Raw genomic sequence first — 24,121 nt, 5'->3', positions numbered from 1 at the left:
TCTAAGAATGATTCCGCTGCAAGGGAGGACAGACAGAATGAGAACACGCGCGGCGGTTGCTGTGGCGGCGGGACGACCTTTGGAAATCATGGAGGTTGAACTGGATGGCCCGAAGGCAGGTGAAGTCCTGATCGAGATCAAGGCAACCGGACTATGTCATACGGATGAGTTCACCCGTTCGGGCGATGACCCTGAAGGAATTTTTCCTGCAATTCTGGGCCATGAGGGTGCCGGGGTTGTATTGGAGGTCGGTGAAGGCGTCACCAGCCTTGAGGTTGGGGACCACGTGATCCCGCTTTACACCCCCGAATGCCGCGAGTGCGAGTATTGTCTGAACCCCAAGACGAACCTGTGCCAGAAAGTGCGCGCTACACAGGGGGCGGGTCTGTTGCCGGACGGAACGACCCGGTTCAGCATGCTTGATGGCACGCCGATCCATCACTACATGGGCTGTTCGACCTTCGCCAATCACACCGTGGTGCCCGAGATCGCCTTGGCCAAAGTGCGCAAGGACGCGCCGTTTGACAAAATCTGCTATATCGGCTGCGGCGTCACCACTGGTATCGGGGCCGTAATCAACACCGCCAAGGTTGAGATCGGATCGCGCGGCGTTGTGTTCGGTCTCGGCGGTATCGGCCTGAACGTGATCCAAGGTCTGCGCATGGCTGGCGCGGATCAGATCGTTGGTGTCGATCTGAACGATGGCAAAGCAGAGATGGCAACGCATTTCGGTATGACCGATTTCGTGAATCCCTCGAATGTAAGCGGCGATATCGTGGCGCATCTGGTCGAACTGACCGGAGGGGGTGCGGATTATACCTTTGACGCCACAGGCAATGTTGGCGTGATGCGCACTGCTTTGGAATGCGCGCACAAAGGGTGGGGTGAAAGCATCATCATCGGTGTCGCACCCGCCGGGGCTGAGATTTCGACGCGTCCCTTCCAACTGGTCACCGGCAGGTCGTGGCGCGGCACGGCGTTTGGCGGTGCCAAAGGTCGGACGGATGTCCCGAAAATCGTCGACTGGTACATGGACGGCAAGATCGAGATTGATCCCATGATCACACACAAATTGACGCTGGATGAGATCAACCACGGCTTTGACCTGATGCACGAAGGTAAGTCGATCCGCGCGGTGGTGGAGTACTGACATGGATCTAAAGGTCATTTCGCAAAACCGCAGCTTCGGAGGGGAGCAGACTGTCTACTCCCATCCCTCCGCGACATGCGATTGCGAGATGACCTTTGCCATCTACCTGCCGCCTCAGGCCAGATCTGGGCCGGTGCCTGTTCTGTGGTATTTGTCCGGACTGACCTGCACTCATGAAAACGCGATGACCAAGGGCGGTTTTCAGGAGGCGGCGGCGGACTATGGTGTAGCGGTTGTGTTTCCCGATACGTCTCCGCGTGGTGACAACGTTGCCGATGATGATGCCTATGATCTGGGACAGGGGGCAGGTTTTTATGTGAACGCCACCCGTGATCCTTGGCGGTCGCATTTCAGAATGTATGACTACATCGTTGACGAGTTGCGCGACATAGTTGTGAAGAATTTTCTGGTTCAGGATCGTCACGGGATCACGGGTCATTCCATGGGCGGCCACGGCGCGATCACGATCGCGATACGGAACGCTGACAAATTCAGATCTCTTTCAGCATTTGCGCCGATTGCGCACCCGACACGTTCGGATTGGGGCCGCAAACAGCTCAGCAGCTATCTGGGTGACGACGAAAACACCTGGGTCGAGCATGACGCGACATTGCTGTTGGAAGAACACGGCTGGAAAGGGGATCTGCTGATCGATCAGGGTGCGGATGATCAGTTTCTCGATCTGCTCAAACCCGAAGCTTTGGCCAACATGATGGCCAAGCGCCGCCAGCCCGGACAGATCAGAATTCAGGAAGGGTATGATCATTCATATTTCTTCGTGAACAGCTTTGCGCGTGATCATGTCGAATGGCACGCCGAACGTCTCAGCCAATGAAAACAGCAAGGAAAGAATGATAGTGTTCAGAACGGTAATCACGGCAACCTGCCTCATGCTAGCACCCGCCTTTGCAAGTGCCGAAGGCGATCCCGAAGCGGGTGAGAAAGTCTTCCGCAAGTGCAAAGCCTGTCACGCTGTGGGCGAGGGAGCAGAAAACAAAGTCGGTCCCATGCTGAACGGTATCGTTGGGCGTCAGGCTGCAACCGTTGAGGGGTTTGGCTATTCCCCGACCCTCATCGCGCTGTCCGAAGAAGGGCTGGTCTGGACACCCGAGGAGCTGGACGCGTTTCTTACGAAACCGCGCGACTATGCGAAGGGAATCAAGATGACCTTCGCTGGTCTGCGCAAAGAGGACGATCGCACCAACATCATCGCATATCTTGCAACCTTTGAGGAGCCAGGTTCGTAAGAGATTGCATTGCTCGCCCGTCGATGTGACCGCAAAAGGGCCGGTCTGGGCGAGCATCAACAGACACCGCAATCCGACCTGGGTGAGGTGTTGTAATGCAGCGAGAACGCTGCACGAAAGGGAGGAGATTGAATGAAAAATCTATCGCTTTGGACCTCCGGGATTGCCATTGCGCTGGCCACTGCGGCATATGCCAATGACGACCTGATTGCCCAGATGGAGAACTCGAAACAATGGGCGATCCAAACGGGTGACTACAAAAATCAGCGCTACTCCGAACTGGACCAGATCAACGCCGACAACGTTGGTGATCTGCAGGTTGCGTGGACCTTCTCGACCGGCGTTCTGCGCGGGCATGAGGGTTCGCCGCTGGTGATTGGCGACATGATGTATGTTCACACGCCGTTCCCGAACATTGTCTATGCTCTGGATCTGGCCAATGACGGCAAGATCGTCTGGAAATACGAGCCCAAGCAGGACCCGGACGTTATTCCGGTGATGTGCTGTGACACCGTAAACCGGGGTGTGGCCTATGCGGATGGCAAGATCTTCCTGCATCAGGCGGACACCAAAGTTGTGGCGCTGGATGCCAAATCTGGCGACGTTGTTTGGGAAGTCCAGAATGGTGACCCGGCGATTGGTGAAACCAACACAGCCACTGTGTTGCCCATCAAAGACAAAGTCATTGTTGGCATTTCGGGCGGTGAGTTTGGTGTGCGCGGATCGGTTACGGCCTATGACATGAACTCGGGCGAGCAAGTCTGGCGAGCCTATTCCATGGGGCCGGATTCGGACATCCTCGTTGATCCTGAAAAGACCACGCATCTGGGTAAGCCGGTTGGCGCAGACTCGGGTACAAATACCTGGGAAGGTGATCAGTGGAAGATCGGCGGCGGCACCACTTGGGGCTGGTATTCTGCGGATCTGGACGAAAACCTGATGTACTATGGCACGGGTAACCCGTCGACTTGGAACCCGGCGCAGCGCCCGGGCGACAACCGCTGGTCCATGACCATCATGGCGCGTGATATCGATACCGGTATGGCCAGATGGTTCTATCAGATGACCCCGCACGACGAATGGGACTATGACGGCATCAATGAAATGATCCTGACGGAACAGGAAATTGATGGCACCGAGCGCAAGTTGCTGACCCATTTCGACCGCAACGGCCTGGGATACACCATGGACCGTGTCACGGGTGAGCTGCTGGTGGCCGAAAAGTTCGACCCGGTTGTGAACTGGACAACGGGCGTCGACATGGATCCCAACAGCGAGACCTATGGTCGCCCGGCCGTGGTCGCTCAGTATTCGACGGAACAGAACGGCGAGGACGTGAACTCGACCGGTATCTGTCCGGCAGCTCTGGGCACCAAAGACCAACAGCCTGCAGCCTATTCGCCGAAGACTCAGCTGATGTACGTGCCCACCAACCACGTCTGCATGGACTATGAGCCATTCCGCGTTTCCTATACCGCTGGTCAGCCTTATGTGGGCGCGACTCTGGCGATGTATCCGGCACCGGATAGCCATGGTGGTATGGGTAATTTCATCGCGTGGGACAACACCGACGGAAGCATCAAGTGGTCGCTACCCGAGCAGTTCTCGGTCTGGTCCGGTGCTCTGGCAACAGCGGGTGATGTTGTATTCTATGGGACGCTCGAAGGCTATCTGAAGGCCGTTCACGCTGAAACCGGTGAAGAGCTGTACAAGTTCAAAACACCGTCCGGCATCATCGGCAACGTGATGACTTATGAGCAAGGTGGCAAGCAGTATATCGGCATCCTGTCAGGTGTTGGTGGCTGGGCCGGTATTGGTCTGGCGGCTGGTTTGACTAACCCAAATGACGGTCTGGGCGCCGTGGGTGGCTATGCCGCTCTCAGTGACTATACTGCGCTGGGTGGTCAGCTGACTGTGTTCGCACTGCCGAACTAAGCCAAAGAACTGACCGGCGCGACCCGACCGGACCGCGCCGGTTTTCACCTGTAAAAAAACGAGCTTTCCATGAACCACTCTGTACGTCTTCTGGCATCTGTTCTTTTGTCCTGCTTTCCCGTTGCCGCGATTGCTGACAATCTGGCGGTCTCTTATTCCGAGGATGGGCGGTACTACACCGAAGACGATATCCCGACATTTAACGTGGCCGAGGATGGAACTGTGGACTGGATGACATTTTCAGGCTTCCGGCGCTATCACGCGGAATGCCATGTCTGTCATGGTCCGGATGGTGAGGGCTCGACCTATGCGCCGGCTCTAAAAGAGTCAGCGCTGGATATGGATTATTATGACTTTGTCGACATCGTCACGAATGGTCGACAGGTGGTGAATGCCGCTGAAAACTCGGTGATGCCGGGATTTGGCGACAACCCGAACGTGATGTGCTTTCTGGATGATATCTATGTATATTTGAAAGCTCATGGATCCGGTGCGATCCCACGAGGTCGCCCGCCCAAGAAAGAGGCGAAGTCCGACGTGATCCGCGAGGATGAAGATGCGTGCATGGGTTAAGGCCTGTCTTGTTCTGACGGTGCTTGGCGTCTGGCTTGGTCAGGCGCAGCCTGCACAGGCCCAAACTTCTGATCTGGTGTCAAAGACAGCCTTTCGCGTTTGCGCTGACCCTGCCAATTATCCCGTATCGTCCGAGGATGGATCTGGATATGAAAACCGGCTGGCCGAACTGATTGCCGCAAAGCTGGAACTGCCGGTGCAATATGTCTGGTTTCCGCAAGCGACAGGCTTCATTCGAAACACACTCGCTGCGAAGCGATGTGATGTCGTGATCGGCTATGCGCAAGGTCATGAGTTGGTGCAGAATACCAACCACTACTATACCTCGGCCTATGCGTTGATTGTGCCGATGGACAGCGATCTGGCTCAGGTGGATCGGTTGAATGACCCCGCGCTTAAGGGCCGAAAGATCGGGATCGTGGCGGGTACCCCGCCGGCGGCGCATATGGCGCGGAATGGACTGATCGGACAGGCCAAGCCTTACAACCTTTTCGTCGATCGACGCGTGGAAAGTCCGGCTATCGATATGCTGGATGACCTGCAATCGGGCGAGATTGATGCGGCCATCCTCTGGGGTCCGCTGGGCGGACCATTGGTCAAGGCAGACTACCCAGAATTCAAGGTGATCCCGCTTGTCAACGAAGACCTGCCGCCGCGTTTGTTCTATCGCATCACCATGGGTGTACGGCAGGGTGAGAAGGTCTGGCAGCGGCAGCTGAATTCACTGATCCGCCGCAATCAGGATGAGATCAATGCTGTTTTGGCCGAGGCCGGTGTTCCACTTGTGAATGATCTGGGGACTGAGGTGCTGGACCTGTCGCAATGATGCGCGCGTTCATGGCACTTGCGTTCATCTCGACCGCCGCGATGGCGCAGACCGTCCCCGAGCCCAGTGACTACCGCATGGATCACTACCGTGCGCCGGTGCCGGATCAAGTCACCGGCGGCACAACAATCGGTCCGGAAGAAGCACACGCGCTGTGGCAAGATCAGACCGCCGCGTTCATCGACGTTTTGCCACAGCCACCTAAGCCAGCCAATCTGCCCGAGGGCACGCTTTGGCGAGACAAGCCGCGCGATAGCATCCCCGGAACGATCTGGCTACCCAATGTCGGCTATGGTGCAATCGCTGACGTCACGGCTGACTATTTTCGATCCGGGTTAGAGGCCAGCACCAATGGCGACGTTGAGCATGGTATTGTGTTCTTCTGCCTCGAAGACTGCTGGATGAGTTGGAATGCCGCCAGACGCGCAATCGAATGGGGGTACGTCAACGTCTATTGGTTCCCAGAAGGCACCGATGGCTGGGCCTTATGGGGGTATCCACTCGAACGGGTCGAGCCGTTTCCAGGTCAGCCCGTCGCTGGGGACGGCTGATTCAAAAACCCGCCAGCTTCTTGTGCAAATGGCTGACGGTGCCGTCTGTATCCGTCATCGTTACATCAACTGCTTGTGCCCGGCTCGGAACAGATATGCCAACCCTCGGGTTTTCAGACAGTGAAATCGATCCGGTCATCTGAACATAACCCGCGCCATCAAGATCAATATCCACAGTTTCCACGTAGCGCATCGGTATGAACAACAGGGAAATCTGGTCCATCTGCATTCCCGAATGCGACGGATGATCAATGTTCAAATCCATCTTGCTGGCGCGATCCGCACCTAGATTGGACAACCGTGAACGCATATCCAGCGCAGGTACACGACCGACAAGTTCGGCCTCCATCGTTCCGAGGTTTTCCAACGCCAGTTTTGGGTCAGTTCCGGGTGGTGCGGCGCAGGCCCCAAGGCCCGAAGTTTTGACGAAGGTTTCCGACACCCAAAGGCGGCCATCCGTGGTTTCGGCAATGACATGCATCGGGGTCGGACCATTCACGCGCATGGTCACATCGAAGTAGAAGCTCGGTAGCGGTTCATCCAATTCGAACACAGCAGAAACAGGCATCGGGTTTTCATCCAACACCAAAGTCACTTTCGCTACATTCGTTCCTCTGGGGGCAACGACCTGAGCCGCAAGCTCGGTCCGTGTGTCATCGGGTGTGCGATAGGGCGCATCGATCGCGATCAACGCGTCGCCGTTCTGCATTGGCCGGTCGCCATAGAGAAGCGCGCGGACATTGTCCCACGCCTCGTTCGATGCCCAGGCCGGAGCAACCAGCACGCAGAACAGGGCTGCAATCAGGTGAGAAGCCTTCATTGTCTTCCTCCTTGCAGAAATCTACCAAAGGCACGCGGCCCATCGCAGGTTTCTATCGTTTCTACCACGGACAGCGACTTAGGGTCCACGATGCTGACAGTGTTGTCGAACCAGTTTGCAACGACCACCAGATCCTCGCCGGTTGTTGCGTCGATGCCCTCCGGGTATTCCCCGACCTCAAGCAGAGCTTCGTCCTCCAACGTCTCCAGAGTGATAACGCTGAGCGTATTGGCATATTGGTTCGTGACGAATGCACGATCGTGGGCAAAGGCTATTCCATAAGGACGTTCGCCAACGGGGACCGTAGCTATGACCGCGCCGGATTCGACATCGACAACGCTGACATCATTGCTGCCGACATTGCCGACAAAAAGCCGCCCATCAGGGGCAAAGCGCAATCCGAAGGGGCGGGTGCCAACGGTTATGATGTGAAGTGTTCGTAGAGTCTCTGCATCGAAAACCGAAACCTGATTGGAGTTCTTGTCAGCCGAGGCCAGAAAACGTCCATCGGATGAAATCGCGATCCCGGCCGGGGCAGTGCCTGTTGGCAGTTCTGTCAGAACCTCCAGACTTTCGCTGTCCAGAACCCAAAGACGAGAGTTGAACCAATCAGATACAAATACCCGCCCACGTGCAGGGTCTAGCGCGATTCCGATGGGACCACCATCGAGCATAACCTGCGCTATCGCCTCACCCGTTTCTGCAGACAAACGCCGCACCGTTTTACTATCCGGGGACACGGTGAACAGCGTACCGTCCAACCCTACGGCCACGCCCGCAGGCATGCCCGGCAGCGGCCAGCGGGCCGTTTCCTGCATTTCGGAAAGGTCAATGCGACTGAGTTCCTCACCGTTTTGGCAAGTGATGAACGCCGTCTCTGCTGGCACCGGGCTGCCAGAGAGCACCGTAAGCAATATCAAGGATCGGCTAGCTTGCCGCACCAAAACGCTCGATCAACGCATCGAGGCCGGCCTGATACACCCCTGTCACGGCGGCGATGGCGGCTTCGTCATTCAGTTCGGCTGGTGGATCGTTGTTTGGATAACCGCGATAAAAGGCCCCGCGCCATTCGATCATCGAACCGCCCCCGTCGCGCGGTTTGACCGTCAGGTGCGATGAGTAATTGGTAACAGGCAGCACCTCAACCGCGACCTCGGTGATGCGGTAGGAATAGCTCATCTTTTCGTCGCTGTATTTATACAGAATCTCGTCAATCGTCGGCCCACCTTCCTGACCGAGTGTTAGCACCCGGGTCGCGTCGATCTCGTTGCCGCCTTTGCCTTCGGTCGCATACACGGCGGGATGCCATGACATGTCATCAAAGTTCCCGACAACAGCCCAAACCTCTTCGGGCGAGGCCGCGACTTCGGCGGTCAACGTGACTTTCTGCCGGGTCGGCCCGTGGGCCCAGACCATGCCCGGAACCAGTAACGCAGCGGTTGTCGCAAGAAGCGTTCGTCGATTCATCCAGTATCCTCCCTGAATGCGCTTGGCGGTATTTGGCACGGCCTCTCGACCGCGTGTTCCCGGTCAAAACTGACGTGCAATCACGCTTAACAGGTCTCCCTTTACGACCCCCTGCGAAACCGTAGGGGGTCGTGGGAAACCATAGCAAGATCAACCGCATACGGGCATTCTTATAAAATAAGAATCGAGCTTAATCATGAAGCTGATACGCTTTGTTTTACAACATGGCCAAAAGTATCGATTACGTTCTTAGGGCGTTTCACCCTTGATGAGCCAGCCTGATCACTCGGGCAACGGGAGGGCATCTTGATTATTCGCGTGCTGCCGCTGCTTGCGGCGCTGTTCTGGTGTGTTTCTGCGGTGACCGCGGCGGCGATCGATGTGAAAGCTGCGGTGCTACGGATCGACTACCCGTCGCTTTTGCCGATCTCGCGATATGATCTAAAGCCGGCTGATCTGGGCTTTGCCGGTGCCGCGCTCGGGGATGAAGATAACAGCACGACCGGCGGATTTCTGGGACATACTTACGAGACTGCAACCGTTGCGGTTTCACCAGAAGAGGCCGACGCTGCAATGGACCAGATCCTATCAGACGGTGTGCGCCTGATCGTTCTTCTGGCCGAGGCCCCCGACGTTTTGCGCCTGGCGGACAAGGCGGCGGAGGCTGGGGTACTGGTTTTCAATGCGTCGGCATCGGATACCGAATTGCGGGATGCAAATTGCCGCGGCAACCTGCTGCATATTGCTCCGTCCCGTGCCATGACAGCTGATGCAGTGGCGCAGTTTGCGGTCTGGAAGAAGTGGGACGATTGGTTCTTGCTGGCCGGTTCAAACCCTGAAGATATCAAATTGGCTGATGCCTATCGCCGCGCGGCTACCAAGTTTGGCGCGAAGATTGCAGAGGATCGGACTTTTGCGGATACCGGAGGCTCTCGGCGGACGGATTCCGGCCATGTGCTGGTTCAGCGCCAATTGCCGCTGGATACACAAGATGTGCGAGATCATGATGTGGTGATCGCTGCAGACGAAACCGATTACTTCGGGCGTTACCTGTCTTACCACCTTTGGACCCCGCGCCCGGTGATGGGATCGGGTGGCCTGCGCCCGACAACATTTCATGGCGCGCATGAGGCATGGGGTGCAACCCAGTTCCAAACCCGTTTCGAGGAACTGACGGGTCGCTATGTTCGACCAGAGGATTACAACACCTGGCTTGCACTGCGCGTGATTGGCGAGGCGGTAACCCGCGCCATTACGGCAGAACCTGACGGCGTGCGTGACTATGCCTTGTCGGACCAGTTCGAGCTTGCCGCCTTCAAAGGACAGAAAGTGACGTTCCGCGATTGGAACGGGCAACTGCGCCAGCCGATCCTTCTGTATGACGGGTCGATCACCGTCAGTGTCAGCCCGCAGGAGGGGTTCCTGCACCAGATCTCACCGCTCGATACAATGGGTTTGGATCGGGCGGAATCCAGTTGTCGGGCATTTGAATAACCGGAGGTCTTGATGAAACGACTATTGTTGACCGTTGCCTGTGCCGCGCTGACCTCTGGTCCTGCGCTGGCGGGCAAGGCCTTTGTCTCGAACGAGCGGGGTAACACCATCACCGTGGTGGATACCGAAACCTGGGAGGTGATCACCGAATTTCCCGGCGGCAACCGCCCGCGTGGCATCACCGTCAGCCCGGATGGCGGAACGCTGTATGTTTGTGCCTCGGATGACAATATCATCCGAGTATTTGATACCGAGACCTATGAGGAACTGCCCAGCTTGCCCTCGGGCCCCGACCCTGAGCTTTTCATCCTGGAACCCTCGGGTAAACGGCTATACATCGCCAATGAGGACGACAATCTGGTTACGGTCACTGATACTGAAACCCGTACAATTCTGGCCGAGGTGCCGGTCGGCGTCGAACCCGAAGGCATGGGGATGAGCCCGGACGGCAAATTTGTGGTCAACACCTCTGAGACCACCAATATGGCGCATTTCATTTCCACTGAGGATTACACCATCAAGCACAACGTCCTGGTCGATCAGCGCCCGCGTTATGCCCAATATACCGCCGATGGCAATCGCCTGTTTGTGACCTCGGAAATCGGTGGGACAGTCTCGGTTATGGATATAGCCGAGGACGGAACGCCCACAGTTGTTGGCAAAATCAGCTTCGAGGTGCCCGGGGTGCAACCGGAATGGTTGCAGCCCGTCGGAGCGAAGGTAACCTCGGATGGCAAACGCCTGTTTGTTGCTCTGGGGCCTGCAAACCGTGTTGCCGTCGTTGACGCACAAAGCCTTGAGGTTTTGGATTACATCCTAGTTGGGCAGCGGGTCTGGCAGCTCGATTTCACGCCGGATGAGAAATACCTGCTGACCACAAATGGTAACTCAAACGACATCACGGTCATCAATGTGGCTGCAGAGAAAGCCATAAAATCGGTACAGGTCGGACAACAGCCCTGGGGCGTGGTGACCATTGACTGAAGTTCTGGGAGGGACGTGAATGAAAAAACTCATGATTGCCGCGATGGTTGCAACGTTAGGCGGGCCAGTTTCGGCGGCCCCGCTCTGTGATGATCTGGGATTTGCCGGTCTTCTGGCGAAATGCAACCGAGGTGACACCATCAAGCTGACGCTCGCTTCGGGGCAACCGCTGGGTGAGGACGTGGTTCTGCAATCCGGCGCGTATTACAAGCTTGAGATTACCGCCGATGGTTCCGCGGAATTGGCGATCGAGGGGCCATCTTTCTTTCGCGCTATCTGGATGAATGAGATCGTGATCAACAAGATCGAAATCCGCCCGATGGCGGTGGACAGCATCGAGTTCGACAAGGCTGGCGTAGCGGAGCTGTCGTTTATCGCAATCAAACCCGGCAGCCATGAAATTCGCATCCCCGGTTCTACAGGTGACTCGCAACGTATCACAGTCAGTATTCAATAGAGAAAGGATAGCATGATGAGAAAGGCGGGAGTTTTGTTGATTGCCGGACTAATAGCGGCACCAGCATTCGCCGACGATATTGATGCGGCAATTGTCGAAAAGATCGAAGCCTATCTTGCGTCCATCGAATGTCAGATGGATCCGGATGACATCGAAGCTGAAGACGACGGTTATGATCTGGACGACGTCATCTGTAAGGGTGGCAACCAGTTCGACATCAAGCTGGATAAAGATCTGAATGAAGTCAGCAGAAAGGCGGAGTAGCGGGTGAAGGGATGAAGTCATGATCAAACTATTTGCCGCCTGCCTTGCGCTGGTCTTCACGGCGGGCGCTCTGGACGCCGATACCCTACCAACCATTCGCGCTGCGGTACTCAAGATCGGGACGGTGAATTGGGAATTGGAGACCATTCGCCAGAACGGTCTGGACAGGAAACATGGCTTCATTCTTGATGTTCAGCCTTTTGCCGACAATGGCGCAACCCGCATCGCGGTCGAAGGTGACGAAGCTGATCTGGCCGTCGCTGACTGGATTTGGGTGGCGCGTCAAAGGGCTGCTGGGAAAGACTATGTCTTTATCCCTTATTCCAAAGCTGTCGGAGGGGTGGTTGTGCCCGCTGACAGCCCTGCGACCAGTTTGAAGGATTTGGCAGGTGGCAAGATAGGCATTGCCGGTGGACCGCTGGACAAATCCTGGCTGATCCTGCGTGCCTATGCAGCGCAGGAATATGGCATGGATCTGAAAGCCGACACCGAGCAGGTATTCGGCGCTCCGCCACTGATCTTCAAATCCGCTCTTGGAGGAGATTACGCGGGGGCGATCAATTTCTGGCACTTTCTGGCCAAGATGAAAGCGTCGGGCATGAAAGAGCTGATTTCGGTCGAAGATGCCGGGCAGGCGCTTGGCCTCGACTTAAACACGCCACTGTTGGGCTATTACCTGAAGGAGCGCTTTCTAAACGAAAACCCGGACCTTGCGCAAAACCTGTTCGCCGCCAGCCGCGACGCCAAGGACCTGCTGGCCAATTCTCCTGCTGCATGGGAGGCGATCCGCCCTCGTATGAACGCGAAATCCGACACGCAGTTTGAACAGCTCAAAGCCGATTGGATCGCAGGAATTCCTGATCGCAGCCCTGTTGACGCGGATGCCGCCAACAAGATGCTGGAACTGATGACCGAATTGGGTGGAGCCGAGCTGGTCGGTGAAGCAACAAAAGTGCCACAAGGTCTGTTTGCTGACGTGGAATAGGATTTGATGCAAGACACACGCCTCACGCCGCTTATGTCCATCGCGGGCCTTGTGGCGTTTTGGATTGTTGCGGCCTTTCTGACCGCAGACCCGCAGATTCTGCCGCAGCCCTGGGATCTGATCCCCCGGTTTCAGAAGGAACTGGTCTCGGGGGAATTGCTGCGAAGCCTTGGTGCGACTTTGTTGCGAGTGATCTGGGCCTTTGCGTTGGCGATGACCTTGGGAACGGCTATTGGGCTGGCCATGGGGCGTTCAGAGGCGCTGAACCGCTGGCTCGACCCGTGGCTGGTCATCTTCCTGAATTTGCCGGCCTTGGTGCTGATCGTGCTGTGCTATCTCTGGATCGGATTGACCGAGGTGGCGGCGATTACGGCCGTAACCTTGAACAAAATTCCTAATGTTGCGACGATCCTTCGCGAGGGGGGCAGAGCGTTAAGTCCGGACTTAGACGCAATGGCCCAAGTCTACCGATTGCCGAGGCAAACACGACTGCGTCATGTGATCCTGCCGCAGATTGCCCCGTTTATTGCGGCTGCTGCGCGGTCCGGGCTTTCCCTGATCTGGAAGATCGTGCTTGTGGTCGAGTTTCTTGGGCGCTCATCTGGCGTCGGTTTTCAAATCCACTTGTATTTTCAACTGTTTGATGTGGCTATGGTGCTGGTCTATGCGTTTTCATTCATTGCGGTCATGCTGGTCGTCGAATGGTTGGTTTTGCAGCCATGGGAGCGCAAGGCTCGACGGTGGAGAGCCGCATGATACGCATCGACATCCGGCAGAAACGCTTTGGTAATGATGTTGTCTTAGGTCCCATTTCTTTTGATGTCGCTGCAGGGGAAACGGTCGCGCTGACCGGGCCATCGGGTATCGGAAAGACAACGCTACTGCGATTGGTAGCCGGTATCGATCCTGACTTTGACGGCCAGATCGTGCGGCCGGATCGGCTGGCGATTGTGTTTCAGGAACCCACTTTGCTGCCCTGGCGTTCTGCTTTTGATAATCTGATCCTGATCCACCCGGGCTTGTCCCGCGCCGATGCTGAAGTCGCTCTGTCCGACGTTGGATTGGAGGGAAAGGGGGACTTGTTTCCCGGGCAATTGTCGTTGGGTCAGCAGCGTCGGTTATCGCTGGCGCGCGCCTTTGCCGGGCAGCCCGAGTTTCTGATTATGGACGAGCCCTTTGTTTCTCTGGACGCCGAAACATCCGAGACGATGCTGACTCTAACCGAGGGTCTGATCGCGCAGCATGGCCCAGCCACCCTGTTTGTGACCCATTCCAAATCCGAAGCGCAACGACTTTCCGACCGGATACTCAACCTGATATCCGGGCAAAACGGTGCTGTTTTGGGGTAGGAATTACTCCGCAGGTTCAGTTGCTGCCCCGGGTGAGACGCGATAGACAAAGGGCGCTTCCGCTTTGGCTGCATGTTCGTTTGCCTGATCCTGCAAAGCCTGATGATGGGGCGATTTGATGCACACCGGATCGGTGGCGCTTGCGTCTCCGATAATGGCCATGGCCTGACAGCGGCAGCCTCCGAAATCTATGGTTTTCCGTTCGCATGTTTTGCAGGGGTCCGACATCCAGTCGGTTCCGCGGTAAGCATTGAATGCACGACTATTGTACCAGATGTCCGCAAGCGGTTTTTCCTGTATCCGATCAAATGTCAGATGCGGAATGGACTGTGCCGCATGGCAGGGCAGAACCTGACCGTCAGGTGCCACGTTCAGCCCGGTGGTGCCCCAACCGCCCATACATCGTTTGGGATAGTCATCATGATAATCCGCCGGGACATAGTCGATGACCAACTGCCCTTTGAGTGCTTTTCGCGCTTCGGTCACCTGTTTCGTCACCTGCTGCGCCTGTTCCCGCGTGGGCATCAAAGCATCCCGGTTCTTCAATGCCCAGCCGTGGAATTGCACCGTTGCAACTTCGATCCGCCGAGCGCCCATTTCCTGTGCCAGTTCCAGCGCCCGTGGCAGTTGGTGCGCGTTGTGGCGGTGCAGGACAAAGTTCAGGGTCAGCGGGAACCCGATTTGATTGATCCATTCGACCGTTTTCATCTTACGGTCAAACCCACCCCGGTACCCGCCCACTTTATCCGCCATCGCTGCATCGGTGCCTTGAAGAGACAACTGTATATGGTCCAGACCAGCCTCATCCAAGTCGTTCAGGCGTCGTTCGGACAGGCCGATCGCCGAAGTGATCAGGTTGGTGTATAACCCGGCTACGCGCGCGGCTTTGACTAACGCGACCAGATCCCGGCGGGATGCGGGTTCGCCGCCTGACAAATGCAGTTGTAAGACTCCAAGCGCGGCAGCCTCTTGGAAAACGCGAGCCCAGGTCTCGGTATCCAACTCGCTGTCGAGCTTCGCCATTTCGACCGGGTTGGAGCAATAAGGACAGGACAATGGGCAACGATGCGTCAGCTCGGCCAACATGGCGATGGGTGGTGGGGTCTTTGTCTGCATCAAATCACATCCAGAAAACGCCGCGCCCGCAGGGCATCCAGAAAACCTGAACTGTCTTCGGCGATCTGCTCTTCCGGGGCGCTGTATTTTTTGGACAAAATTGCCGTGATCTGTCCAAAGCTGCGCTGGCCGTCGACTTCGTGCAAGATCGCTTGCCCGATCTGATCCAGCGTTACGGCCCGTTCAGGCGCCAACAGCACCCATTTTTCCCGTACGGAATCGAAATGGATACGGACACCGCGCGGGAGCGAGGGGACCTCCTGCGCCAGCATCATGATGCCCGCCGCATCAGCAGACCAGTGTCCGGTTTCCAGGCACCCGGAGGAATGCGGGCGGGCTCAACATAGGCACCCCACAAGGCATCCAACTGCGACCAGAGGACATCAGTCTTGAATATCAGCGCTTTGGACGCCGCTTCCTGTTTTTCTGCGGTGTCGGCATGATCCAATACCCACGCCAGACCAAAGGCCACATCCTTGGGGGCTTCTTTCAGGCGGTTGCGGAAATAGGCAAGTGAGCTGTCATCCGCAAAATCGTAGTGCTGAAGCAGACCTTCGATCCTGTTGGCATGAATCTTGGGTGCAAATAGCTCAGTGAGTGAGGCCGCAACCGCCTCTAGCAATGTTTTTTCGCGGACGTATCGTACATAAGCGTCCACCGCAAACTTGGTGGCAGGCAATACGCCGTCACATGTGGCGACGTATTCCGGATCCAGACCGACCGCTTCGGCCAGTCGCAACCAGCGCCGGATGCCACCTTCGTTCTCTTCTGTACCGTCATGATCTTCGATCCGCGACCGCCAGGCGCGACGTAGGGCCGGATCTTCAACGCGCGACATGAAGGCGGCGTCCTTCATCGGGATGGAATGCTGATAGTAGTAGCGGTTGATAACCCAGGCGCGGACTTCGTCGGAGGTGCATTGGCCGCTGTGCAGGCGATGATGAAAAGGATGAAGGTCGTGATAGCGCTCGGCTCCGATCTGGCGCAGCCGGGCTTCGAAATCTTCGCGGCTTTGGGTCATAGCGTGATCTCCATTCCATCCTCACCTATCGTCCAGCCCTTGGCCTGCGCCCGAGCTTTCTCGGCACTGTTGGGGCGCAGAACCGGATTGGTGTTGTTCATGTGAACAAAGACTTTCCGTCCGATCTGCAGATCAGCGAACCCGGCGATCGAGCCGTCGGGGCCGTCCATCGACATATGCCCCATACGCTTACCCGTTTTCTGCCCCAGCCCTGCGCGCACCATCTCATCATCCTGCCAGAGCGTGCCGTCAAAAAACAAGAGGTCGGCACCTTCAAGCTGAGCGCGCAACTCGGGCGTCAAAGCAGCACAGCCCGGGATATAATAGGCTGTCTTTCCCTGCGTACGAAGCGCCACACCCACAGTTTGTTCACCCACCAGATCGGTTTGAACATGGTCCCCTTCCAGATACAGAGGTACCTTGCCGGGCACTGGAAACAAGGTCGCCGTAAGGTTTGGAACAAGTTCAAAGGGCTCATTCAGCGAAATCGGCATGCGTTTCACAATAGAGGCATTCAAGGCATCAAAAATTGGGTTTTCTCCAATGACGCCATGAATGCTATTGGTGGCAAACAGCGTGAATGGCTGCATCTCGCGTAACGTGAGCAAGCCCGCGACATGGTCGATATCCCCGTTTGTCACCAGCACCGATTGAACCGGCAACTCTCGCAACCCTGTGGGAAACAGGAGGGGCGTATTGCCCAGCTGCGTTCGAATATCCGGAGAAGCGTTCAGGACAGCCCAGTTTTGGCCATCGGGGGACACGGCGAGCGACGACTGCGTTTGCGCAGGAATTTCTCCGCGTCGTGCCAGATTGCAGTTTTCACATCCGCAGTTCCATTGCGGAAGGCCGCCGCCAGCAGCGGCCCCAAGTATTATCGCGCGCAACGTCATCTAATGTTGGCGCTTGCGTCTGATCAGATCAAGCCGCCGCCACGCTCATCATCATGATCGGGGCCATACATGTTGATTTCCATGCCGCACTCGATTTCGCGGATAACAGGTTTGCTCCAAGCCATATCGGGGTCCTCCTTTAAGATGTGCTAGGGATCAATGTGGCAGGTCTCATGCGCCCGTGCGACTCTTAATTCATAAGAAGGATTTAGACTTTGGTCGGTACTCAGGTGTCATCCGACAATGGAGCCACCCCTTGAAGGCAAAAGCCCTGATTGCGAATCGTTATGATTTCAAATCCAAAATCACCGGATCCCAGCTTCTTGCGCAGATACCCAATGTAGACATCGACCACATTTTCGTTACTGGATCCCTCCTGCGACCAGAGCGTATCAAACAGTTCCCCGCGTGAGATGGGCGTTCCCGCTTTGCTGTTGAGCAGCACGAGCAGATCGAATTCGCGTTCTGTCAGCGTAATGTGTGTTTCTCGTGTGGTGAGGGTTCTGTCCTGTGTTGATATCCGCGCGGGATCGGGACGTTGCGAAAGCACGCGTTGTTCCTGTACCTGCAACCGGGCAACAAGTTCGTCAAAGCTGAAGGGCTTCACGACATAGTCGTCGGCTCCGGCTTCCAGCCCGGCCGCGCGGTGGTCGACGTCTGAGAGGGCCGACAGCATCAGTATAGGGATCGCGACACCAGCTTCGCGCGCAGACCGGACCAGTTCGATACCGCTGTCGGCGCCCAGCATGACATCAACAATTGCACCTGAGAATGCACCGCTTTTCAACTGCGCCAACCCTTGATCGGCGCGGTTCTCTGCTTCGGCCGAGTAGCCGTGTAGTGACAGGCCCCGGACAAGGGCCGAGGTGATTTTCGGGTCGTCGTCTATGATCAACAGTTTCGAGGCCATGGGATCATTCTAAGCCTCTGACAACGGCAATCGAATGCAGACATTTGTACCGGCATTCGCACCCAGAGCGCGATCACTTAAGACCGGGCTGATTATCGAGATCGATCCTTCATGTGCCTCGACGACCCATCTGGCCAAAGCCAGTCCGACGCCAAATCCCTGACTGTTCGCCGCCCCGCCCTGAACAAAGCGTTCAAATATCTGACTTTGCGCGCCCTCGGGAATTCCCGGACCGTTGTCGGTTAGCTGTATATGAACAATCCCACCTTCTGATTGACCCGAAAGCGACAGTGCTTTGCCATCGCGTGCGTGCCGGATCGCATTGCGCAAAAGACTAAGCAAGACCTGACGAATCCAGTTCGGGTCGCAATGCAAGGTACAATTCGGGAATTCGCCCACTTCAAGATGCATGCTGGCGCTGTCGATTTCAGGCTTAATGTCACGCGCAACGGTTTGCATTAACGTGCGCAGCGCAACATTTCGCAGTTCCAAAGCCAGTTCCCCGGTTTCAGATCGCGCAACACGCAGCAAATCGTCAATGCGCTGGTTCAGTTTTGCTGCGCTAGACTCGATCGTCGCCAAAGTCTCTGGCGCGGTTTGACTATCCCGTTGGCCAATTTGTGATTCCATCATGATAACCGTCAGCGGTGTGCGTAATTCGTGGCTGATATCAGCAAAAAAGCGGCGGCGATTCTCGTCAATCTTGGACAAGGTATCGTTTGCCGCACGAAGTTCCCGCGTGCGTTTAGCAATCGTCTCGTTCAATCCGGTCCATTCTGCATCAACCTCCTCTTGTCGTTTTTTCAATGCACCCGCCATTCGATTGGTCTCGCCATACAATTGGCCGATCTCATCGTTGCGGGTTTCTGGCAGCGAAATTGCAAACTCGGATTTGCCAACCTGAACTGCCGCGTTGCGCAGCCGGTCCAGACGAGAGAATTGTGGTCGCACCAGCCCAAAGTAAAACCACGCCGTGCTGAGCAAGGCGAATAGTGCAAGTGCCAATGCCACCCAAGTCAGCGTCAAACGCGTCATTTCGATCCCGGCTAAAATGGAATTTCGAAACAGAACCTCGGTATTCACGGCCTGACTGAGCAAGGGATCAAATGCCGAAGCAAACGATTCGATATGGGCGCGCAGCCGTGCCTGATCGGCTTCTGTATCAGCAAGCCCGTCCAGCGTGTTGGCTAGCAGCGCCTCCATTCTGGCCAGACCAAGGGATTGGGTACCGTACCGGGACTGCTCGTCCAGCCCGAGCGACTGAACGGCGGCAACGGCCTCCTCCACATCAGAGCGAAGTTGCAGAAAGGTTGTCCCGATCTGGTCCCGAATTGGGGCAAGGCGATCCAGTCGGGTTTCGGCGGATTGGCCGGTCTGGATCGATTCCGTTGCGATCACCAGAAAGGTGGCGGCTTGGGTCGACAAAGCGGCATAGCGTGCCATCCGGGTTTCCGAAGCAAGCGCCGTTTCCAGGCGGCTGGCGACGGTTTGCATACCGAAATAGAGGATAGCCGCCGTCAACAGGGTTCCGGATCCAAGCACAACCGCACCGAGGCCTAAACGGGTTTTCAAAAGCAGGCTGCGTTTGGTGGTTTCGGGTTTGGTCGTCATGATTTCCGCTTCATCAGACCACGGGCCGGATCATATCCCCATACGGCAATCGTGCACAGAACAACAGTTGACGCCAGAACCCACAACAGAGCCCCCCAGTTGATCTGCAGGTAAAACAGAAACCGGATCAATTCGACCACATGCGTAAACGGATTGAAGGCGCAGATATCGCGCAGCAAAGGGGAGCTTTCGGCCATTCTCCACAAGGGGTAGAGGGCCGAGGACAGGAAGAACATCGGGAAGATGACAAAGTTCATCACCCCGGCGAAATTTTCCAGTTGTTTGATGAAACTGGACAGCACCAGACCCAGCGCTCCCAACATAAGGCCACCCAAAACCAATCCCGGCAAAACCGCTACGTAGCCGGGGAGTGGCAGGACAATTCCGAACAGCGCAGCCAGCATTAGAAATGTGTAGACCTGCATAATGGATATTGCCGTTGATCCCAGCAGGCGGCAGAACAACAACCACCAGCGCGGGAACGAACTGGTCAGCAAGAGGCGCATCGAGCCCATTTCGCGGTCGTAGACAAGGCTGAGCGAGCTTTGCATCCCGTTAAACAGAAGAACCATCGCACAGAGGCCCGGAACGATGTAGGTCTCATATGTGATGTAGGTCTGATAGGGTGGGATGATCGACAGGCCGAGGGCCGCCCGAAACCCTGCCGCGAAAATCAATAGCCACACCATAGGACGGACCAAAGCCGCAAGAAACCGTTCGCGTTGATGGATGAAACGCAGAAACTCGCGCCCGATGATGGCGCGTGCAACACCCCAGAATCCGCTCATGCCGGGACCTCGGTTTGCGACAGGAACCAATCGGACAGCGTTTGATCACCTCGCAGGTCGCCTGTCTGGCCGCGAGCCAGAATCTGACCTCGATGCAGCACTAACAACTGGTCATCGTCGCGCACTTCATCTGTCAGGTGGGTGGCCCACAGAACACACAGTCCCTGTGCCGCCAGATCGTGCACATGGTCAGTTATCGCCTGCCTTGCCGCGGCATCGAGCCCGACAGTTGGCTCGTCCAACAACAGCACTGTAGGGTCATGCAACAGAGCACGCGCCAACTCCATGCGGCGGCGATGACCGCCATTCAGGTCACGCACGCGCTCCCCGGCACGTTCCCGCATGTTTAACCGATCCAGTGCTGTGTCGATACGGGCAGGAACCTCCGATCGCTGCAACCCGTGCAAGGCGGCGAAATAAGTCATGTTCTGGCGCACCGTCAAACCCAGATCCAGGGTTGGTTGTTGAAAGACCACGCCGAGCTTAGCTAGCGCTTTGCGGGGGGCTTGGCGCAGATTGTGACCCGCAACACTGATTTTACCATCCGGCGCCACAAGCAACCGCGTCAGCAAGGACACCAGCGTCGATTTTCCGGCCCCATTCGGGCCGAGCAGCCCGCAGAAAGTTCCTGCTGATACCTCGAAAGAGACAGCATCCAAAGCTGCTTTGGCACCATAATAAAAACTCAACTCGCTTACGGCGAGACCGGGATTGGCTTTTGCCGAGTGCCGCGTATTTGACATTCTTCCTCCGTCCCGAACCATGGGGCTTGACCGCAGCTTGCAATGTCGGGTCGCGTTTCTCAACCTTCCTGTCTGGGGCCCGACCGCGACTTAAGTATGTGAAGGTTCACGGATATGTTATGTATCCGAACAGTGATGGCGCAGGTAATATCGGCGTCAGACCAATGAGAAAGGACCGCAATGTCCTTAAATCGGCGCGATGCACTACAGGTGAGCCTTTGGGCTTTGATGTGCCTTGCCTTGCCTGCGCGCGCGCAGGATTTGGTGGCTTTGCCGAACGTCGCGACGCTGGAAGAATTGATCGCTGGTTTTGCTGGTGAAGCACTGATTGAGGACAGCGGCGTTTCCATTGATATGGAAGCCATTGCCGAAGATGGCTATCGCGTGCCGGTGACCATTAACGCTGTCTCTGCAGAGGAAGTCATGTTGATCGCGCCCGGCAATCCGGTTTTGCCGGTTCTCAGGGCTCGGTTCGGGCCTTTGGCTGGCGCGCACGCCATTTCAACGCGCATGCGTCTGGGACAATCCCAAGAGGTTTTGGCCCTCGCGCGTCTGCCAGACCGCAGTGTTCGCCGTGGTACACGGGCGGTCTCGGTCGTTGTGGGCGGTTGCGCATGACAGAGGAGATGTGACATGGCCACAGGTGTCAAAACCCGCGTCAAGTTGCCCAAACAGGCCCGCGCTGGTGACGTGGTCACGATCAAGACCCTGATCACCCACCGCATGGAATCCGGTCATCGCCTTGATTCAGATGGCCAGCCCACTCGGCGGTCGATCATTCATCGCTTTCTGTGTGAGTTCGAAGGAGAGATAGTTGTCGACCTCGACATCGGCCCCGGTATATCGACCAACCCATTTTTCGAGTTTCAGGCAATTGTGCCGGGTCCGGGTGTTTTTACCTTCAGTTGGTTTGACGATGACGGTGCGATCTACACCGACAGCCGCGCGATCTCGGTCGTATCATGATGCTGGCGAAAGTGGTGGTTCTGATCACGCGCGGAATTTGCGAGCTTTGGGCGTTGAAAAACTGTGGAACAACGATGAGGAAGGCCATCCTCGCCACCTGCGCCTGTTTTGGCGTTTTGTCCATCGCCGAGGCAACGGCAGAGGAGGAAGACGGAGATGTCGAACTAGGTGCATATCTGTCTGCGGAATGTGTGACCTGTCATCAAGTCAATGCCGAGACGGACAGTATTCCACAGATTGTCGGTCTTGATCCCAACGTCTTCGTGGATGCGATGCTGGCGTATAAGAGCAAACAGCGTGAACATCCGATCATGCAGATGATGGCCGGGCGTCTGAAGGATGAAGAAATAGCAGCGTTGGCGGCATACTTTAACGTGCTGGAGTGACAAGAGCCGCAGGGAGGGGTTCAGATGACGTGGAATAGACGCAAGTTTATGGGTGCCGTGACAGGAGCTTTGTCTGCACCCGCAGTTCTGGCGGAAAGCAGCGGAAAACCCCGGGTCGTCGTAGTAGGTGGCGGGGCCGGCGGGGCCACGGCAGCCCGCTACATTGCCAAGGATAGCGATGGTGCAATTGATGTTACCCTAGTCGAGCCGTCACAGGTTTATTTCAGCTGCTTCTTCTCCAATCTTTATATTGGTGGCCTGAAAACGATCGAGGATATAGGGCACACCTACGGTGCGCTTGCCGCAAAGTACGGTATCAATGTCATCCATGACTGGGCCATCGCGGTTGATCGGGTCGGTAAGACTGTAACTTTGGCGGGGGGGCAGGCGCTGCCCTATGACAAGTTGATACTGGCGCCAGGTATTGATTTCGTTGAAGGGTCTGTCAAAGGCTGGGATCTATCTGCGCAGAACAAAATGCCCCACGCATATGAAGCGGGGTCTCAGTCCCAGCTGCTGCGCGCAAAAATTGATGCCATGCCTGAAGGTGGCGTGTATGCGATGGTCGCGCCTCCAAACCCCTATCGCTGCCCACCGGGTCCTTACGAGCGAATTTCAATGGTCGCCCATGTTTTGAAGAATACCAACCCAACCGCCAAAATTATCATTGCTGACCCGAAGCCAAAATTCTCCAAAATGGCGCTATTCGAGGACGGCTGGGCCACGCACTATCCTGGCATGATTGACTGGATCGGCGAAGAATTTGGCGGTGGGGAAGTCTCGGTCAACCCGGACCGGATGACCCTGACAATTGACGGCGATGAAATGACCGTTGACGTTTGCAACGTCATTCCTGCTATGAAAGCCGGACGCATTGCTGAACTCGCAGGCGTTACGGATGACCGGTGGGCTCCGGTGAACTCGGCTGACATGTCCTCAAAAGCTGACCCGGATGTTTATGTTCTGGGCGACGCAAGTGAACAGGGTGACATGCCAAAATCCGGTTTTTCGGCCAATTCGCAAGCCAAGGTCTGCGCAAATGCCGTCCGCGGTGCGCTGACCGGGTCACGGATATTCCCGCCAAGATACGCAAACACATGCTGGTCATTGATCGCGGTCAGTGACGGTGTCAAAGTCGGTGCGACCTATGAGGCGACCGAAGAGAAAATAGCACGCGTTGACGGTTTTATCAGTCAAGTCGGCGAAGACGCTATTCTACGCAAATCAACATACGAAGAATCTGAGAATTGGTACGGCGCCATATCTGCAGATATGTTTGAATAGGTTAAGTCGCAAAATTTCTTCAGAGCAGAATAGACAGAACTATTTGGCAGTATATTCCGCCAGTTGAGCAAACTGCTGAAATGTCGAGCGGCCAGGAGTGAATTGACCTTTGCGGATCACGCGTGCCAGTTCGATACCGGCAAGGACAAATGCAGCTGAATCGAAAGACTTGTAACCCGGCATGGGCCTAATCCGACGTTTGATGAACCGTGAGCCTCCCCAACTGAACTGGTCCACCGTTATGTTTGGAAAACGGAGGGCCAAGGATGGCCAACAAGTGACCGAAGCCCAAAGAGATTGT

The 24,121-nt window shown here is 56.2% G+C and carries 30 protein-coding genes and 1 pseudogene; 18 read left to right on the top strand and 13 right to left on the bottom strand.

Going from position 1 to position 24,121, the window contains the following annotated elements; genetic code table 11:
* Positions 1-37 precede the first annotated feature (37 nt).
* The 7 genes from ACR0IM_RS16290 to ACR0IM_RS16260 all read left to right on the top strand — a co-directional run bounded on the left by ACR0IM_RS16290 (position 38) and on the right by ACR0IM_RS16260 (position 6,282).
* The gene (locus ACR0IM_RS16290) at positions 38-1,150 is read left to right on the top strand and encodes an S-(hydroxymethyl)glutathione dehydrogenase/class III alcohol dehydrogenase (RefSeq protein ID WP_480594666.1); all 1,113 of its coding nucleotides are present in this window, start codon (positions 38-40) and stop codon (positions 1,148-1,150) included.
* A 1-nt stretch (position 1,151) separates the two neighbouring features.
* Positions 1,152-1,985, top strand: coding sequence for an S-formylglutathione hydrolase (gene fghA, locus ACR0IM_RS16285; RefSeq protein ID WP_480642245.1), 834 nt, complete (start codon positions 1,152-1,154; stop codon positions 1,983-1,985).
* A 16-nt stretch (positions 1,986-2,001) separates the two neighbouring features.
* Positions 2,002-2,397, top strand: a complete 396-nt coding sequence (locus ACR0IM_RS16280; protein WP_480642246.1) for a c-type cytochrome — start codon at positions 2,002-2,004, stop codon at positions 2,395-2,397.
* Between the two features lie 132 nt (positions 2,398-2,529).
* Positions 2,530-4,332, top strand: a complete 1,803-nt coding sequence (gene xoxF5, locus ACR0IM_RS16275; RefSeq protein ID WP_480642247.1) for a lanthanide-dependent methanol dehydrogenase XoxF5 — start codon at positions 2,530-2,532, stop codon at positions 4,330-4,332.
* Between the two features lie 69 nt (positions 4,333-4,401).
* A complete protein-coding gene (locus ACR0IM_RS16270) occupies positions 4,402-4,905 on the top strand; it encodes a c-type cytochrome, methanol metabolism-related (RefSeq protein WP_480594670.1) in 504 nt (167 codons plus the stop codon).
* Entirely contained in the window at positions 4,889-5,731 is an 843-nt protein-coding gene (locus tag ACR0IM_RS16265; RefSeq protein ID WP_480642248.1) for a substrate-binding domain-containing protein, read from the top strand. The genes ACR0IM_RS16270 and ACR0IM_RS16265 overlap by 17 nt, the downstream gene beginning before the upstream one ends.
* A complete protein-coding gene (locus tag ACR0IM_RS16260) occupies positions 5,728-6,282 on the top strand; it encodes a PQQ-dependent catabolism-associated CXXCW motif protein (protein ID WP_480682542.1) in 555 nt (184 codons plus the stop codon). The genes ACR0IM_RS16265 and ACR0IM_RS16260 overlap by 4 nt, the downstream gene beginning before the upstream one ends.
* A gap of 1 nt (position 6,283) precedes the next feature.
* Here ACR0IM_RS16260 and ACR0IM_RS16255 read toward each other — a convergent pair whose 3' ends face one another.
* The 3 genes from ACR0IM_RS16255 to ACR0IM_RS16245 are packed head-to-tail and all read right to left on the bottom strand — an operon-like array spanning position 6,284 to position 8,569.
* Positions 6,284-7,102, bottom strand: coding sequence for a quinoprotein dehydrogenase-associated SoxYZ-like carrier (locus tag ACR0IM_RS16255; protein WP_480682541.1), 819 nt, complete (start codon positions 7,100-7,102; stop codon positions 6,284-6,286).
* Positions 7,099-7,989 carry a beta-propeller fold lactonase family protein gene (locus ACR0IM_RS16250; protein ID WP_480682540.1) on the bottom strand — a complete coding sequence of 297 codons (891 nt, stop codon included), beginning with the start codon at positions 7,987-7,989 and terminating at the stop codon, positions 7,099-7,101. Before ACR0IM_RS16250 ends, ACR0IM_RS16255 begins: the two co-directional genes overlap by 4 nt.
* Positions 7,990-8,029: 40 nt before the next feature.
* Positions 8,030-8,569: an SRPBCC family protein gene (locus ACR0IM_RS16245; protein WP_480682539.1), complete on the bottom strand. Its 540-nt coding sequence runs from the start codon at positions 8,567-8,569 to the stop codon at positions 8,030-8,032.
* A gap of 321 nt (positions 8,570-8,890) precedes the next feature.
* Here ACR0IM_RS16245 and ACR0IM_RS16240 point away from each other — a divergent pair, with 321 nt between their 5' ends.
* Genes ACR0IM_RS16240 through ACR0IM_RS16210 form a run of 7 tightly spaced genes read left to right on the top strand, consistent with a single transcriptional unit; the run spans position 8,891 to position 14,102 of the window.
* Entirely contained in the window at positions 8,891-10,063 is a 1,173-nt protein-coding gene (locus tag ACR0IM_RS16240; RefSeq protein ID WP_480682611.1) for an ABC transporter substrate-binding protein, read from the top strand.
* A 12-nt stretch (positions 10,064-10,075) separates the two neighbouring features.
* Positions 10,076-11,047 carry a YVTN family beta-propeller repeat protein gene (locus tag ACR0IM_RS16235; RefSeq protein WP_480682538.1) on the top strand — a complete coding sequence of 324 codons (972 nt, stop codon included), beginning with the start codon at positions 10,076-10,078 and terminating at the stop codon, positions 11,045-11,047.
* 19 nt (positions 11,048-11,066) lie between these two features.
* Entirely contained in the window at positions 11,067-11,504 is a 438-nt protein-coding gene (locus tag ACR0IM_RS16230) for a cupredoxin domain-containing protein (protein WP_480594677.1), read from the top strand.
* A gap of 12 nt (positions 11,505-11,516) precedes the next feature.
* On the top strand, positions 11,517-11,768 hold the full coding sequence (locus ACR0IM_RS16225; protein WP_480682537.1) for a PepSY domain-containing protein: 252 nt from the start codon (positions 11,517-11,519) through the stop codon (positions 11,766-11,768).
* A gap of 19 nt (positions 11,769-11,787) precedes the next feature.
* Entirely contained in the window at positions 11,788-12,753 is a 966-nt protein-coding gene (locus ACR0IM_RS16220; protein ID WP_480594679.1) for an ABC transporter substrate-binding protein, read from the top strand.
* 6 nt (positions 12,754-12,759) lie between these two features.
* Positions 12,760-13,509 (top strand): ABC transporter permease, encoded by a 750-nt coding sequence (locus ACR0IM_RS16215; RefSeq protein ID WP_480642256.1) that lies wholly within the window; start codon positions 12,760-12,762, stop codon positions 13,507-13,509.
* A complete protein-coding gene (locus ACR0IM_RS16210; protein WP_480642258.1) occupies positions 13,506-14,102 on the top strand; it encodes an ABC transporter ATP-binding protein in 597 nt (198 codons plus the stop codon). The genes ACR0IM_RS16215 and ACR0IM_RS16210 overlap by 4 nt, the downstream gene beginning before the upstream one ends.
* A 3-nt stretch (positions 14,103-14,105) precedes the next feature.
* Here the strand turns inward: ACR0IM_RS16210 and pqqE are convergent, their stop codons facing one another.
* From pqqE to ACR0IM_RS16165, 9 genes are all read right to left on the bottom strand, one after another.
* Positions 14,106-15,218, bottom strand: coding sequence for a pyrroloquinoline quinone biosynthesis protein PqqE (gene pqqE, locus ACR0IM_RS16205; protein ID WP_480682536.1), 1,113 nt, complete (start codon positions 15,216-15,218; stop codon positions 14,106-14,108).
* The gene (gene pqqD, locus ACR0IM_RS16200) at positions 15,218-15,490 is read right to left on the bottom strand and encodes a pyrroloquinoline quinone biosynthesis peptide chaperone PqqD (protein WP_480594696.1); all 273 of its coding nucleotides are present in this window, start codon (positions 15,488-15,490) and stop codon (positions 15,218-15,220) included. Before pqqD ends, pqqE begins: the two co-directional genes overlap by 1 nt.
* Positions 15,490-16,239: a pyrroloquinoline-quinone synthase PqqC gene (gene pqqC, locus ACR0IM_RS16195; protein WP_480594683.1), complete on the bottom strand. Its 750-nt coding sequence runs from the start codon at positions 16,237-16,239 to the stop codon at positions 15,490-15,492. Before pqqC ends, pqqD begins: the two co-directional genes overlap by 1 nt.
* Positions 16,236-17,132, bottom strand: coding sequence for a pyrroloquinoline quinone biosynthesis protein PqqB (gene pqqB / locus ACR0IM_RS16190; RefSeq protein ID WP_480682535.1), 897 nt, complete (start codon positions 17,130-17,132; stop codon positions 16,236-16,238). Before pqqB ends, pqqC begins: the two co-directional genes overlap by 4 nt.
* A gap of 23 nt (positions 17,133-17,155) precedes the next feature.
* Positions 17,156-17,257, bottom strand: a complete 102-nt coding sequence (gene pqqA, locus ACR0IM_RS16185) for a pyrroloquinoline quinone precursor peptide PqqA (RefSeq protein WP_085823998.1) — start codon at positions 17,255-17,257, stop codon at positions 17,156-17,158.
* 101 nt (positions 17,258-17,358) lie between these two features.
* Positions 17,359-18,042: a response regulator transcription factor gene (locus ACR0IM_RS16180; RefSeq protein ID WP_480682534.1), complete on the bottom strand. Its 684-nt coding sequence runs from the start codon at positions 18,040-18,042 to the stop codon at positions 17,359-17,361.
* Positions 18,043-18,051: 9 nt separating this feature from the next.
* The gene (locus ACR0IM_RS16175; protein WP_480682533.1) at positions 18,052-19,653 is read right to left on the bottom strand and encodes a sensor histidine kinase; all 1,602 of its coding nucleotides are present in this window, start codon (positions 19,651-19,653) and stop codon (positions 18,052-18,054) included.
* Positions 19,650-20,441, bottom strand: coding sequence for an ABC transporter permease (locus tag ACR0IM_RS16170; protein WP_480594687.1), 792 nt, complete (start codon positions 20,439-20,441; stop codon positions 19,650-19,652). The genes ACR0IM_RS16175 and ACR0IM_RS16170 overlap by 4 nt, the downstream gene beginning before the upstream one ends.
* Positions 20,438-21,184 carry an ABC transporter ATP-binding protein gene (locus tag ACR0IM_RS16165; RefSeq protein ID WP_480682532.1) on the bottom strand — a complete coding sequence of 249 codons (747 nt, stop codon included), beginning with the start codon at positions 21,182-21,184 and terminating at the stop codon, positions 20,438-20,440. Before ACR0IM_RS16165 ends, ACR0IM_RS16170 begins: the two co-directional genes overlap by 4 nt.
* Positions 21,185-21,364: 180 nt before the next feature.
* Here ACR0IM_RS16165 and ACR0IM_RS16160 point away from each other — a divergent pair, with 180 nt between their 5' ends.
* The 4 genes from ACR0IM_RS16160 to ACR0IM_RS16145 are packed head-to-tail and all read left to right on the top strand — an operon-like array spanning position 21,365 to position 23,820.
* The gene (locus ACR0IM_RS16160; RefSeq protein ID WP_480594689.1) at positions 21,365-21,802 is read left to right on the top strand and encodes a thiosulfate oxidation carrier protein SoxY; all 438 of its coding nucleotides are present in this window, start codon (positions 21,365-21,367) and stop codon (positions 21,800-21,802) included.
* Between the two features lie 15 nt (positions 21,803-21,817).
* On the top strand, positions 21,818-22,150 hold the full coding sequence (soxZ, locus tag ACR0IM_RS16155; RefSeq protein WP_480594690.1) for a thiosulfate oxidation carrier complex protein SoxZ: 333 nt from the start codon (positions 21,818-21,820) through the stop codon (positions 22,148-22,150).
* Complete coding sequence (locus ACR0IM_RS16150; RefSeq protein WP_480682531.1) at positions 22,147-22,536, top strand: c-type cytochrome; 390 nt, start codon at positions 22,147-22,149, stop codon at positions 22,534-22,536. Before soxZ ends, ACR0IM_RS16150 begins: the two co-directional genes overlap by 4 nt.
* Before the next feature lie 24 nt (positions 22,537-22,560).
* Positions 22,561-23,820 (top strand): FCSD flavin-binding domain-containing protein, encoded by a 1,260-nt coding sequence (locus ACR0IM_RS16145; RefSeq protein WP_480594692.1) that lies wholly within the window; start codon positions 22,561-22,563, stop codon positions 23,818-23,820.
* 39 nt (positions 23,821-23,859) lie between these two features.
* Here ACR0IM_RS16145 and ACR0IM_RS16140 read toward each other — a convergent pair.
* A pseudogene (locus tag ACR0IM_RS16140) lies at positions 23,860-24,030 on the bottom strand (IS6 family transposase); the annotation flags it as partial.
* Positions 24,031-24,121 lie beyond the last annotated feature (91 nt).

The organism is Ruegeria sp. BF6 (genome assembly GCF_056538665.1).
The sequence above is the reverse complement of the archived record's forward strand: the minus strand, read 5'-3'. Positions and strand labels throughout refer to the sequence as shown.